The sequence below is a fragment of the Pseudomonas sp. SDO5522_S412 genome (genome assembly GCF_054071215.1).
On record NZ_JBSVWQ010000038.1, the window covers coordinates 12,040 to 25,031 of the forward strand.

14 protein-coding genes are annotated in these 12,992 nt (G+C 60.2%); 5 read left to right on the forward strand and 9 right to left on the reverse strand.

Going from position 1 to position 12,992, the window contains the following annotated elements:
- Positions 1-8 precede the first annotated feature (8 nt).
- On the reverse strand, positions 9-887 hold the full coding sequence (gene dapA / locus ACW9I6_RS11350; protein ID WP_003211981.1) for a 4-hydroxy-tetrahydrodipicolinate synthase: 879 nt from the start codon (positions 885-887) through the stop codon (positions 9-11).
- 261 nt (positions 888-1,148) lie between these two features.
- On the opposite strand from dapA, the gene ACW9I6_RS11355 reads away from it, so the two are divergent.
- The gene (locus ACW9I6_RS11355) at positions 1,149-1,709 is read left to right on the forward strand and encodes a glycine cleavage system protein R (protein WP_003172487.1); all 561 of its coding nucleotides are present in this window, start codon (positions 1,149-1,151) and stop codon (positions 1,707-1,709) included.
- Between the two features lie 10 nt (positions 1,710-1,719).
- Positions 1,720-2,193: a peroxiredoxin gene (locus ACW9I6_RS11360; protein WP_003211984.1), complete on the forward strand. Its 474-nt coding sequence runs from the start codon at positions 1,720-1,722 to the stop codon at positions 2,191-2,193.
- A 133-nt stretch (positions 2,194-2,326) separates the two neighbouring features.
- On the opposite strand, the gene ACW9I6_RS11365 is transcribed toward ACW9I6_RS11360, so the two are convergent.
- Positions 2,327-3,397 carry an AI-2E family transporter gene (locus ACW9I6_RS11365; protein WP_003211986.1) on the reverse strand — a complete coding sequence of 357 codons (1,071 nt, stop codon included), beginning with the start codon at positions 3,395-3,397 and terminating at the stop codon, positions 2,327-2,329.
- A 40-nt stretch (positions 3,398-3,437) separates the two neighbouring features.
- A complete protein-coding gene (locus ACW9I6_RS11370; protein ID WP_003211989.1) occupies positions 3,438-3,677 on the reverse strand; it encodes a sulfurtransferase TusA family protein in 240 nt (79 codons plus the stop codon).
- Between the two features lie 95 nt (positions 3,678-3,772).
- Here ACW9I6_RS11370 and ACW9I6_RS11375 point away from each other — a divergent pair, with 95 nt between their 5' ends.
- Positions 3,773-5,206 carry a M48 family metalloprotease gene (locus ACW9I6_RS11375; protein ID WP_003211991.1) on the forward strand — a complete coding sequence of 478 codons (1,434 nt, stop codon included), beginning with the start codon at positions 3,773-3,775 and terminating at the stop codon, positions 5,204-5,206.
- A 67-nt stretch (positions 5,207-5,273) separates the two neighbouring features.
- Here ACW9I6_RS11375 and ACW9I6_RS11380 read toward each other — a convergent pair whose 3' ends face one another.
- The 4 genes from ACW9I6_RS11380 to rpoE all read right to left on the reverse strand — a co-directional run bounded on the left by ACW9I6_RS11380 (position 5,274) and on the right by rpoE (position 9,131).
- A complete protein-coding gene (locus ACW9I6_RS11380) occupies positions 5,274-6,713 on the reverse strand; it encodes a DegQ family serine endoprotease (RefSeq protein ID WP_003211993.1) in 1,440 nt (479 codons plus the stop codon).
- Positions 6,714-6,957: 244 nt separating this feature from the next.
- A complete protein-coding gene (locus tag ACW9I6_RS11385; protein ID WP_003211995.1) occupies positions 6,958-7,914 on the reverse strand; it encodes a MucB/RseB C-terminal domain-containing protein in 957 nt (318 codons plus the stop codon).
- A 16-nt stretch (positions 7,915-7,930) separates the two neighbouring features.
- Positions 7,931-8,518 carry a sigma-E factor negative regulatory protein gene (locus ACW9I6_RS11390; protein WP_003172479.1) on the reverse strand — a complete coding sequence of 196 codons (588 nt, stop codon included), beginning with the start codon at positions 8,516-8,518 and terminating at the stop codon, positions 7,931-7,933.
- Between the two features lie 31 nt (positions 8,519-8,549).
- Positions 8,550-9,131, reverse strand: a complete 582-nt coding sequence (gene rpoE / locus ACW9I6_RS11395; protein WP_003172477.1) for an RNA polymerase sigma factor RpoE — start codon at positions 9,129-9,131, stop codon at positions 8,550-8,552.
- A gap of 468 nt (positions 9,132-9,599) precedes the next feature.
- Between rpoE and nadB the strand changes: the two genes are divergently transcribed.
- Positions 9,600-11,216: an L-aspartate oxidase gene (gene nadB / locus ACW9I6_RS11400; RefSeq protein ID WP_457339301.1), complete on the forward strand. Its 1,617-nt coding sequence runs from the start codon at positions 9,600-9,602 to the stop codon at positions 11,214-11,216.
- On the opposite strand, the gene ACW9I6_RS11405 is transcribed toward nadB, so the two are convergent.
- Together ACW9I6_RS11405 and ACW9I6_RS11410 are read right to left on the reverse strand one after the other, a co-directional pair.
- A complete protein-coding gene (locus ACW9I6_RS11405) occupies positions 11,185-11,637 on the reverse strand; it encodes a protein YgfX (RefSeq protein ID WP_008437845.1) in 453 nt (150 codons plus the stop codon). The two genes, nadB and ACW9I6_RS11405, sit on opposite strands and share 32 nt — an antisense overlap.
- Entirely contained in the window at positions 11,621-11,875 is a 255-nt protein-coding gene (locus tag ACW9I6_RS11410; RefSeq protein WP_003212000.1) for an FAD assembly factor SdhE, read from the reverse strand. Before ACW9I6_RS11410 ends, ACW9I6_RS11405 begins: the two co-directional genes overlap by 17 nt.
- 139 nt (positions 11,876-12,014) lie before the next feature.
- Between ACW9I6_RS11410 and ygfZ the strand changes: the two genes are divergently transcribed.
- Positions 12,015-12,956 carry a CAF17-like 4Fe-4S cluster assembly/insertion protein YgfZ gene (gene ygfZ, locus ACW9I6_RS11415; protein ID WP_102368293.1) on the forward strand — a complete coding sequence of 314 codons (942 nt, stop codon included), beginning with the start codon at positions 12,015-12,017 and terminating at the stop codon, positions 12,954-12,956.
- Positions 12,957-12,992 lie beyond the last annotated feature (36 nt).

Below are 12,992 nucleotides of genomic sequence, written 5' to 3' on the forward strand. Positions count from 1 at the left end.
TTCCTCAATTAAACCAGGACGCCGGACTGGCGCAGGGCCTGTCGCAGCGGTTCGTGACAGGCTTCGCTGAGCCAGGTGAGCGGCAGACGGATACCGTCCGGCATCAGGCCCATCTCATGCAGCGCCCATTTCACGGGGATAGGGTTGGATTCGATAAACAGGGTTTTGTTGAGCGGTGCCAGTTGTTCGTGGATCGCCCGGGCCTTGACCGCATCACCGGCGATGGCCGCGGCACACAGCTCGCTCATGGCGCGCGGTGCAACGTTGGCAGTCACCGAGATGTTGCCTTTGCCGCCCAGCAGGATCAGCTCGACCGCCGTGGCGTCGTCACCGGAGTACACCAGGAAGTCGCTGCTGACGCCGGCCAGGATGTCCTTGGCGCGCTGCAGGTCACCGGTGGCTTCCTTGATACCGATGATGTTCGGTACGGTGGACAGGCGGATCACGGTCTCGGCCTTCATGTCGCAGGCGGTGCGACCGGGTACGTTGTAGAGGATCTGCGGGATATCGACCGCTTCGGCAACGGCGCGGAAGTGCAGGTACAGGCCTTCCTGGGTCGGCTTGTTGTAGTACGGCGTCACCAGCAGGCAGGCATCGGCGCCGGCTTTCTTGGCGTTGCTGGTCAATTCGATCGCTTCGCGGGTCGAATTGGCGCCCGTGCCGGCGATGACAGCAATGCGCCCTGCAACGCGCTTGACCACGAACTCGATCACTTCGATGTGTTCTTCCACATCCAGTGTGGCCGATTCACCTGTGGTGCCGACCGCCACGATGGCGTTGGTGCCCTCTTGCAGGTGGAAGTCCACCAGTTTGCCCAGGCTGTCCCAGTCGAGATTACCTTGTGCATCCATGGGTGTGACCAGTGCCACCATACTGCCCGCAATCATGCAACCGCTCCTGCCGGAAAAAGAGAGCGGTAATGGTACTGGCGCCAAGATGCTTGTACAAGCGAAGTACCGCCTGAGGATGCGTTCTGGATCAACTTAGTTCGCAGCAGCGCCATCATTCGGCCAAAGCGGGGTTTGATGAAGCTGATTACGTAATGAAAACGCCACCTCCTAGCCCTTGGCGATGGTTTTCGCTACCCTTCATCCTTTGATTGATACCGCTTGCATCGTATCGACCGCTCATCGCTTTAGGAAGGCTGCATGTCCACCCCCACAGTCCGCGAACAATTCCTTGTCATCAGTGCCCTCGGCGCCAACCCCATGGAGCTGACTAACGTCCTGTGCCGCGCCAGCCATGAAAACCGCTGCGCCGTCGTGACCTCCCGCCTGACCCGCCATGGCGAGTGCAGTGCGCTGGTCCTGCAGATTTCCGGGACCTGGGATGCCCTGGCCCGCCTTGAAACCGGTTTACCGGGTTTGGCGAAGAAGCATGACTTCACGGTCAACGTGGTGCGCAGCGCCGCCCTGGAAAACCGTCCGCAGGCCCTGCCCTACGTGGCCTATGTCAGTTCGGCCTACCGCTCGGACATCGTCAACGAGCTGTGCCAGTTCTTTATCGACCACAACGTCGAGCTGGAAAACCTGACCTGCGACACCTATCAGGCTCCGCAGACCGGCGGCACCATGCTCAACGCCACCTTTACCGTGACCTTGCCGGCCGGCGTACAGATCAGTTGGCTGCGCGACCAGTTCCTGGATTTCGCCGATGCCCTGAACCTCGACGCACTGATCGAGCCTTGGCGCCCACAGAACCCTATGTAAGGAAGTCTTCATGTCTGTAGTGATCGACCAACCGGTAGCCGACTTCGAAGCCCAGGCCACCAGCGGGCAAACCTTCAGCCTCGCCGGGCTCAAGGGCAAGCAAGTGGTGATCTACTTCTACCCGAAAGACAGCACCCCGGGCTGCACCACTGAAGGCCAGGGCTTCCGTGACCAGCATGCTGCGTTCAAGGCGGCCAACACCGAGGTGTTTGGCGTGTCCCGGGACAGCGTGAAGTCCCACGAGAACTTCAAGGCCAAGCAGGAATTCCCCTTTGAGCTGATCAGCGACAAGGACGAAGCGGTTTGCCAGCTGTTTGATGTGATCAAGCTGAAGAAGCTGTATGGCAAGGAATACCTGGGTGTTGATCGCAGCACCTTCCTGATCGACAAGAATGGCGTACTGCGCCAGGAATGGCGCGGTGTGAAAGTGCCAGGCCATGTGGATGCAGTGCTCGAAGCGGCGCAGGCGCTGAACCAGGCTTGATTCACCTGCTGGCTTTGAAATAGCTATCGCAGGCAAGCCAGCTCCCACCTGTGATCATTGTTCGACAGGACAACTCAGTCAATGTGGGAGCCGGGCTTGCCCGCGATGAGGCCCTGCACCGGCACCACAAATATCAGAGTAACGGCGCCACCACCGGCTCCTGCCGAGGCCAGGCATCCAGCACCGCCTTGAACAGCGTCGCCAGGGGAATCGCAAAGAACACCCCCCAGAAGCCCCACAACCCGCCAAACAACAACACCGCACAGATGATCGCCACCGGATGCAGGTTCACCGCCTCGGAGAACAGCAGCGGCACCAGCACGTTGCCGTCCAGCACCTGGATGATGCCGTACACCGCCATCAGGTAGATGAACTGATCACTCCAGCCCCACTGGAACAGCGCGATCAACATCACCGGCACCGTCACCACCACCGCGCCAACGTATGGCACCACCACTGAAACCCCCACCAGCAGCGCCAACAGGGCAGCGTAGTTAAGCCCCAGCGCGACAAAACCGATGTAAGTGACACCACCGCAGATAAAGATCTCGATAACCTTGCCGCGGATGTAGTTGGCAATCTGCCGGTTCATTTCCTCGGCGACCCGGGTAATCAGCGCACGCTCACGGGGCAGATAGCCACGCACCCAGCGACCGATCATCTCGCGGTCCTTGAGGAAGAAAAACACCAGGATCGGCACCAGTACCAGGTAGATCATGATGTTGACCAGCAGCGGCAAGCTCGAAAGGGAAAAGGTCAGCGCCCACTGTCCGAACTTTCCGATTTCGCCGCGAGCCACCTCAATGGCCTGCAGCACCTGCTCGTCCGACACCAGGTGCGGATAGCGCTCAGGCAACAGCAGCAGCAATGACTGCCACTTGGCGAGCATGCCCGGTAGCTCGTTGAACAAGGTGATCAACTGGTGCCACAGCAAAGGCACCACGATCACGATAAATACCAGCAACAGCCCCATGAACAAGGCAAATACCAGACCCACCGCTGCCCCACCCGGCAAGCGCAGACGCTCCAGGATGGAGACCAGGCCTTGCATCAGGTACGCCAGCACCATCCCCGCCAGTACCGGCGCCAGCATGCCGCCCAAAGTGAGCACGGCCGTAAAGGCAAGAAATAGCAGGACGGCCAGCACCACGGCTTCTTCGTCGGAGAAGTAGCGCTGAATCCAGTCACGTAACACTTTGAACATCAATAAACCTCAGGCGATAAGGACAGCATATTCAAGCGATTCAGGCCTTGCGCAACCAGTAACGATAGACGCCCGCTTCGTCTTCTTCATGCAGCAGGGTGTGGCCGGCCAGCTTGGCAAACGTACGAAAGTCCCGCTGGGAGCCAGCGTCCGTGGCGATCACCTTGAGCACCGCGCCGCTGGCCAGCCGATTGAGCTCCAGCTTGGCCTTGAGCAACGGCAGCGGGCAGTTAAGGCCACTGGCATCCAGTTCGGCATCGAAGGCTACAGCGTCGGTCATGGTCTAACTCCGGGTGGGCGTCGAGGGCGCTTAGAATATCTGGTCCGAAGCTCAGTGTCCGGCTACAGTAAGCTCTTTGTCGAAAGGCTTTGTGCATGACTTTTTTGCGCCCTACCCTGCTGACGCTGGCTTGCCTGCTTGCCTCTCCAGGCTTCGCCGACGACCTGCCGTCACTTGGCGACGCCAGTTCTGCCATTGTTTCGCCAAAACAGGAATACGATCTGGGTCGGGCATGGCTGGCCTACCTGCGTGGCCAGGTCTCGCAACTCAACGACCCGCAGCTCAAGGATTACGTCGAATCCAGCGTTTATAAGCTGGTGGAAACCAGCCAGGTCAATGACCGGCGCCTGGAATTCATTCTGATCAACAGCCCGCAGTTGAACGCCTTTGCCGCACCGGGCGGCATCGTCGGGGTCAACGGCGGCCTGTTCCTCAACGCCCAGACCGAAGGCGAATATGCCTCGGTACTGGCCCACGAACTGGCTCACTTGTCCCAACGTCACTTCGCACGAGGCGTGGAAGCACAGCAGCGCATGCAGATCCCGATGATGGCTGCGCTGCTCGGCGGCATCATCGCTGCCGCCGCTGGCGCAGGCGATGCGGGCATTGCCGCGATCGCCGGCAGCCAGGCCGCCGCGATCCAGGAGCAACGGCGCTTTTCACGGCAAAACGAGCAAGAGGCTGACCGCATCGGCATTCTCAACCTGGAGAAAGCCGGCTACGACCCACGGTCCATGCCAACCATGTTCGAGCGCTTGATGCGCCAGTACCGTTTCGATGCCAAGCCGCCTGAATTCCTGCTGACTCACCCGGTAACCGAATCGCGGATCGCCGACACCCGCAACCGTGCGGAGCAAGCCAAGCTGGGTGGCATTGAGGACAGCCTGCGCTATCAACTGATCCGTGCTCGAGTGCAACTGTATTACGAAGACACCCCGGGGCTGGCCGCCAAACGTTTCCAGGCCCAGCTGGATGAAAATCCGAAGAACGATATCGCGCGTTATGGCCTCGCCATCGCTCAGATCAAGGGTGCCCAGTTCAACCTGGCCCGGGAAAACCTCAAGCCGCTGCTGGCCAAGGCGCCCAACGACATCACCTACAACCTGGCGCAGATCGAGCTGGACATGACCAACAATCGCCTGCCGGATGCCCAGCAGCGTACGGACCGAATGTTGACGCAATATCCAGGCAACTATCCGCTGAACCAGGTTCGTGTGGATCTGCTGCTCAAGCAGAACCGCAACGCTGACGCGGAAAAAGCCCTGGAAGGATTGTTGAAGTCTCGCCCGGACGATCCGGACGTCTGGTACCAGGTTGCGGAAACCCGTGGCTTGTCGGGCAATATCATCGGCCTGCATCAGGCCCGGGCCGAGTACTTCGCGCTGGTGGGAGATTTCAAGCAGGCCATCCAGCAATTGGATTTCGCCAAGCGTCGCGCCGGCAGCAACTTCCCGCTTTCGTCACGTATCGACGCACGCCAGCGTGAACTGATCGACCAGGAACGCATGGTCAAAGACATGATGGGCTAAACCTTTCAGCCACAAAAAAGCCCCGCTCTCGAACATCGAGAGCGGGGCTTTTTATTGGACTAGCGGATTACTCGGCCAGTTTGAAGGTAATGAAGCTGGCACGCCCCTGACGCAGGACGCGCATCGACACCGAACGGTTCTTCGGCAGCGCCTTGGCGATGTCGGTGAACTCTTTGGTGGAGTTGATAGCCTGGTTGTTCAGGTGGGTGATGACATCACCTGGTTGCAGGCCGATCAGGGAGGCAGGACCGTCCTGGACTTCCTTGATCACTACACCGCTCTTGAGGTCGAAGCTCTTTTTCTGTTCGTCGGTCAACTCGACTACGGCAATGCCCAGGCGATTGCTGCTGCGCTCGGCACCTGGCTTGCTGTTGCCCAGCGCATCCAGCGCCGCGCCTTCTTCCGGGATCGCACCGACGGTCAGTTCGACGTTCTGGCGCTTGCCGTCACGAATCACTTCCAGCTTGGCCTTGCTGCCGGCCTTGAGCGCGCCCACCAGGTGTGGCAAGTCCGCAGACATGACGATCGGCTGGCCGTTCATGCTCAAGATCACGTCACCGACTTGCAGGCCACCTTTGGCAGCAGGGCCATCGTCCTGTATCTGCGCGACCAGGGCTCCGGCCGGCTTGTCGAGACCGAAGGATTCAGCCAGGTCCTTGTTCACTTCCTGGATCACCACCCCCAGCCAGCCGCGGCTGACTTTACCACCGGTTTTCAGCTGGTTCGAAACGTCCATGGCCACGTCGATCGGAATCGCGAACGAAACGCCCATGAAACCACCGGAGCGGGTGTAGATCTGCGAGTTGATGCCAACGACTTCACCCGCCAAGTTGAACAACGGACCGCCGGAGTTGCCCGGGTTGATCGGCACGTCGGTCTGGATGAACGGCACGTAGTTTTCGTTCGGCAGGCTGCGACCGATGGCGCTGACGATACCCTGGGTCACAGTATGGTCAAAACCAAACGGCGAACCGATGGCGACGACCCATTGGCCGGCTTTCAGGTCCTGGGATTTGCCCAGTTTCAGCACCGGCAGGTCCTTGCCTTCGATTTTCAGCAGGGCAACGTCGGAACGTGGGTCGGTGCCCACCAGCTTGGCTTTCAGCTCACTGCGGTCCGCCAGGCGCACCAGGATCTCGTCGGCGTCGGCAATCACGTGGTTGTTGGTGAGGATGTAGCCGTCAGGCGAGATGATGAAGCCCGAGCCCAGGGACTGGGCCTCACGCTGGCCGCCACCACCGCCACGCGGCGTGCGCGGCTGGGGCATGCCGCGTTCGAAGAACTCCCGCAGCATCGGCGGCAGGCCTTCCAGGTCGGGCATCTGCTGGTTGGAGACCTTACGATCCGGCAGCTTCTGCGTAGTACTGATGTTCACCACGGCAGGCGACGCCTGCTCCACCAGTTGGGTGAAGTCAGGCAGCTCGGCCGCTTGCGCGGTAACGGCCTGACCCAGCACCAGCACCGTGGCGACTATGGATAGGTAAGACTTCAAACGTGGTATCGACATACAGCTCCCGTTACGACGAGCAGGGTTGAGCGACAGGGTTCAATAAACGCCGAAAAACTGCGACCGACATTTTTGTTCCGCGAACAAAACAAGGCCAGGGCCGTTAAGCCCTGACCTATAAAAAACATAGGGGATATTAGCAAGTGAAAAAAATGATCCAGACATTTCATGCTCTCGGCAGAGGCAGGCATCGACTATCTCCTGCGCAACATTGAAATATCAGGATGAACATAGGATTAACAACTCAAGGCTTGGCGGGCACGGTGCCACTGCGTAGTGACAGCGCAATTCGCTCGGCGGTGCCAATCGGGATCTCGCCGACGACGGTCACCATCACCTCGCCTTCCAGGGTATTCAACCGCCGTGAAACGGCGACTGTCGGGCCCAACTGGGTGCGGGTCTCGTTTACGGTCGCACCGTTAAGCGGCTCCAGGAATACCGAAAAACGCGCCAGACCATCGTCATACATCAGACTGCTGACGGTTACCTTGGTGTGGGAGTCTTTATGGGCACTGCTGTTGACCAGCTGAAAGCCTGGTGGCAACCAGTCGAGGCGCCAATCCTGAGGGATCTCGACCTCCGGGGCCTTGGCGTTGGTCACCGCCACCGGCGTGCATTCGCCACTGGGCTGCAAATCACGATCGTCAGGCACCGATGTATTGAGCTGGGTGAACTGGAAACGCTCCAGCAACTGGCCCTGGTCGTTAAGCAACAATGACTTCAATGGCAGCGCAGTTTCACGATCCAGATGCAGCTCAAAACCATAACGGTATTGATCGCGGGGGGTCACGGAGACGATCACCGCATTCCGACCGGCCACGCGCGATTTGCCGATGACGGCAAGATCGTAGAACGCTTTGAGTTTTTGCGGATCAAGGGTACGCGCAGAGGTATTGGGGGAGCCCCCAAGCCCGGCAACCAGCGTGCCGCTCACGCATTGGGTACGGCCATCGACGCGCAGGACTTCCTGGGCAGAACCATCGAGCTGCAAAAGCCGCTCACGGACCTGACCATTCTGGACACGATGCCAGATGTCATGGGTAGAAAAACTACCGTTACGCTCGTAGATGAAGGTGCCCTGAAAGCTTTGCTGCTGCTCCGCCCGCCCAAGACGCGTCAGCCAGTCTTGGGCTTCATCGGCATGGGCGGGGACTGCAAACCAGCCACTGAGCAAAAGCGCAAGGAGCGGTATGGCGCGCATAAAGCTCCTTGGCGGACTAGCGGTTTTCCAGGCTTGCAGCGCGAGCGTAAGGCAGAGCGCTTTCAGTGCCTTTCAAGGCCGATTCCTGTGCGTGTTGGCGCAGGTAGCCTGGAAGACGCTGATCCTGCCAGCCGGATTGCCCTTGAAGTACACCGTTGGCCATAGGCCCGGTGGTATCGGAGCTTTCCTTGTAGCCGGCCAGTACGGCTGGACCCTTGACCTGCGGGCCGGCCATGACCGGTTGCTGGGTCTGTTGGGCCAGTTCGGCACCGGCGATTTCGTCCTGGTTGTACAGGCGGACACCTGCCAATACAGCGACGGTCACCGAAGCAGCGACTGCCAGACGGCCCAGGCTACGCCAAGGACCGCGAGCAGCTTTTGCCGGAACGGCTTCATCAGCCAGTGCAGCAGAAACGGCCGCAGCAATATCCAGACGAGGGATTAGAAGATCCTTGTGCATCACCGCCCGAGCGACTTGGTAACGAGACCAGGTATCACGGGTTTCGGCATCATCAAATGCATTAAGCACTCGACGAAGTTCCAGTTCATCCGCTTCGTTATCCATCACTGCGGACAGCGATTCCTGCAGGGCATCACGACTCATGGCGGTTCCTCTCTTGGCTGTCGCCGCTGTCTCAGTTTTCCTGCAACAACGGCTGCAGGGCTTTATCGATGGCTTCCCGAGCCCGGAAGATCCGGGAGCGTACGGTACCCACCGGACATTGCATGACGCTCGCAATGTCTTCGTAACTCAGACCATCGAATTCACGTAAAGTTAACGCCGTACGCAAATCTTCTGGCAGTTGTTGAATAGTGCGATGGACGGTTCCTTCGATCTCGTCGCGCAGCAATGCACGCTCCGGCGACTCGAGATCCTTGAGGCCGTGATCACCATCATAAAATTCAGCATCTTCCGAACTAACATCACTATCCGGCGGGCGGCGACCGCGAGAAACCAGATAGTTCTTCGCCGTGTTAATGGCGATGCGATACAGCCACGTGTAAAACGCACTGTCACCGCGGAAATTACCGAGTGCACGGTACGCCTTGATAAAGGCTTCCTGTGCAACGTCCTGCGCTTCATGGGTGTCGTGCACAAACCGCACGATCAACCCGAGAATTTTGTGCTGGTATTTCAGCACTAGCAGATCAAATGCCCGCTTGTCGCCGCGTTGAACGCGCTCGACCAGCTGCTGATCCTCTTCCTGGGTTAGCATGAACACTCCTCGTTGTACTTGAAGGAGGCTTGCATAACTAATCGATCAGGCTTGCAAACATAGACTCGGACTTTTCGCAAAAGTTCTCCCCCTCCAAGCAAGTTTCCGGCGCGCACTGATTTGGCACACACGAAAAACGCAGCGCGGGCAATGCCGGCTGCGCGAATAATCTGTCGCCAGTTTCCTGACGCGCCTGACACAGACGCGGCTCAGCAAATCCAGCGTGTTCCCAGCTTTCGGGCATCCTGCTATTGAGTCGGGGCCTATGCAAAAAGTTCCCATCCCAATCGCTGTCCGTTTCATGAAAGCCGTGCAGTTCGTTGCCCGTAGTCTCACAATGCCACGAATGCCCGGCTATTGTGCCGCTCCCCCCCTCTATATACTAGTGGGCCGTGTCACCCTTTGATTCGCCGATCCAGGCGTCCTGTTTGCGCCCCCCTACGGATCGCTTTTTGCGGAATCCTTCAAATGAGCCAACAGTTTCAACACGATGTCCTGGTGATTGGCAGCGGCGCTGCGGGCTTGAGCCTTGCACTGACCCTGCAGGGCCACCTGCGCATAGCCGTACTGAGCAAGGGCGACCTCGCCAATGGCTCGACGTTCTGGGCCCAGGGCGGTGTCGCCGCGGTGCTCGATGACACCGACACCGTGCAATCCCACGTCGAAGACACCCTGAATGCCGGCGGCGGCCTGTGCAATGAAGAAGCGGTGCGCTTCACCGTCGAGCATAGCCGCGAAGCCATCCAGTGGCTGATCGACCAGGGCGTGCCCTTCACCCGCGACGAACATTCCGGCACCGACGACGGCGGCTTCGAGTTCCACCTGACCCGCGAAGGCGGCCACAGCCATCGGCGGATCATCCATGCCGCCGACGCCACCGGCGCCGCGATCTTCAAGACCCTGCTCGCCCAGGCCCGGCAACGCCCCAACATCGAACTGCTGGAACAGCGGGTCGCCGTCGACCTGATCACCGAAAAGCGCCTTGGCCTGCCGGGCGAACGCTGCCTCGGCGCCTACGTGCTCAACCGGGCCAGCGGCGAAGTCGACACCTACGGCGCGCGCTTCACCATTCTCGCCTCGGGCGGCGCAGCGAAGGTCTACCTCTATACCAGCAACCCCGACGGCGCCTGCGGTGACGGCATTGCCATGGCCTGGCGTTCGGGCTGCCGGGTGGCGAACCTGGAATTCAACCAGTTCCACCCCACTTGCCTGTATCACCCGCAGGCCAAGAGCTTCCTGATCACCGAAGCCCTGCGCGGCGAAGGCGCACACCTGAAGCTGCCCAACGGCGAACGTTTCATGCAGCGCTTCGACCCACGAGCAGAACTGGCCCCGCGGGACATCGTCGCCCGGGCCATCGACCATGAAATGAAGCGCCTGGGCATCGACTGCGTCTACCTGGACATCAGCCACAAGCCCGAAGCCTTCATCAAGACCCATTTCCCGACGGTCTACGAGCGCTGCCTGGCGTTCAATATCGACATCACCAAGGGCCCGATCCCGGTCGTCCCGGCGGCGCACTACACCTGCGGCGGCGTGATGGTCGACCAGAACGGCCGCACCGACGTGCCCGGCCTGTACGCCATTGGCGAAACCAGCTTCACCGGCCTGCACGGCGCCAACCGCATGGCCAGCAATTCGTTGCTGGAGTGTTTCGTGTACGCCCGCTCCGCCGCCGCCGACATCCTTGAACAGCTGCCGCGCATCCCGGTGCCGGCCGCCCTGCCCCGCTGGGACGCCAGCCAGGTGACCGATTCGGACGAAGACGTGATCATCGCCCACAACTGGGACGAGTTGCGGCGCTTCATGTGGGACTACGTGGGCATCGTGCGCACCAACAAGCGCCTGGCGCGGGCGCAGCACCGGGTTCGACTGTTGCTGGATGAGATCGACGAGTTCTACAGCAACTATAAAGTCAGCCGCGACCTGATCGAGCTGCGCAACCTGGCCCAGGTGGCGGAACTGATGATCCGCTCGGCCATGGAGCGCAAGGAAAGCCGGGGATTGCATTACACCCTCGACTACCCGCAAATGCTGCCCGAAGCGCGCGACACTATTCTGGTGCCAACCACCTACGGCGGCTGAACTTCAAGCGTACCCGCAGGCGCCGATGCACATCGGTAGCCTGCGAATCCCGTGGCACGCAGATCGAACGCACCCGCCAGTCACCCTGCACCCGAAAGCGCAGCACCACGATCAACGGCAACGCCAGACTGTCGGGGCGCAGTTGCACGCTGTGCCAGCCACGCGCGGCGCTCCACAACTGCCAGCCATCCTCGTCGCGGCGCAGGCCACGGATCGACGAACGGTGAGTCAGCAGGATATGACGCGGCAATACCCAACCGGCATGGGCCAGGCACAACAAGGCGCCAAAGGCTCCGAACCACGGGGACACATCGAGAAACCACAGCGCACCCAGTGCGAACGCCTGGGCGAAAAGATAAGCCGCCAGCAACTGCCCGGAGGCGTGCCAGCGGCATTCGAACGTATTACTTGGGCTGGACACGATCCAGAATCATCCGAACCATGCGCTGCAGCTCCGGGTCTTCCGATTCGGCGCGTTCCATGAACCAGCCGAACATGTCCTGATCCTCGCATTCCAGCAGCTTGCGGTAGCAGTCGCGGTCGACGTCGTTGAGGTGCGGATAGACCTCCCTGACGAACGGTACCAGCAACACGTCCAGTTCAAGCATGCCGCGGCGGCTGTGCCAGTAGAGGCGATTGAGTTCTACATCTTCGACCATGGAGCGCTCCTCAAATAGAGCGCAAGTATACAGGCCGAAGCTGCCTGGAACAGTCGGCTTTGGTCGGCCATACGGAAACTATCCATTTGCCGGGCGCCCCTCTATGATGCACTCATGACTTTTTAACCTGCGATGACCCATGGCTGACTCTGCTTTTTTCTGCCCCCTGTCCCACGAAGGCGTTCTCGCCGTCCGCGGTTCCGACGCTGCCAAGTTCCTCCAGGGACAACTGACCTGCAACCTTAACTACCTGAGTGACACCCAGGCCAGCCTGGGCGCGCGCTGCACCCAGAAAGGGCGCATGCAGTCGAGCTTCCGCATCCTGCTGCAAGGCGATGGCGTGTTGCTGGCCATGGCCACCGAACTGCTGGAGCCACAACTGGCGGACCTGAAAAAGTACGCCGTGTTCTCCAAATCCAAACTCACCGACGAAAGCGCTGCCTGGGCGCGTTTCGGTGTGTCGGATGCCGATCAGGTACTGGCCGGCCTCGGCCTCCAACTACCCGCCGAGACCGACAGCGTGGTGCGCAGCGACGACCTGATCGCCATCCGCGTATCGCCGGGCCGTGCCGAACTCTGGGCCCCCGCCGCCCAAGCTCAAACCCTGCACAGCCAACTCGCCGCACAATTGAACGAAGGTGAACTGAACCAATGGCTGCTGGGCCAGATCCGTGCCGGTATCGGCCAGGTCATGCCCCAGACCCGCGAACTGTTCATCCCGCAGATGCTCAACCTGCAAGCCGTCGGCGGCGTCAGCTTCAAGAAAGGCTGCTACACCGGCCAGGAAATCGTCGCGCGCATGCAGTATTTGGGCAAACTCAAGCGTCGCCTGTATCGCCTGAGCCTGAATGCCGGCGAGCTGCCTGAGCCCGGCACCCCACTGTTCTCCCCGAATCACAATAGTGCCATCGGCGAGGTGGTGATTGCCGCCCGTGCCGATCAGGCGATTGAACTTCTAGCGGTGCTGCAAGCCGAAGCAGCAGAGAGTGGCGATGTGCATGTAGGCACGCTGGAAGGCCCCGGCCTTCAGCTGCTCGACCTGCCCTACCAGCTGGACCGTGATCGCGAGATCCAGCGCTGATCGTCGTACCTTTTTGCTACACCCTAGAGATCTTGA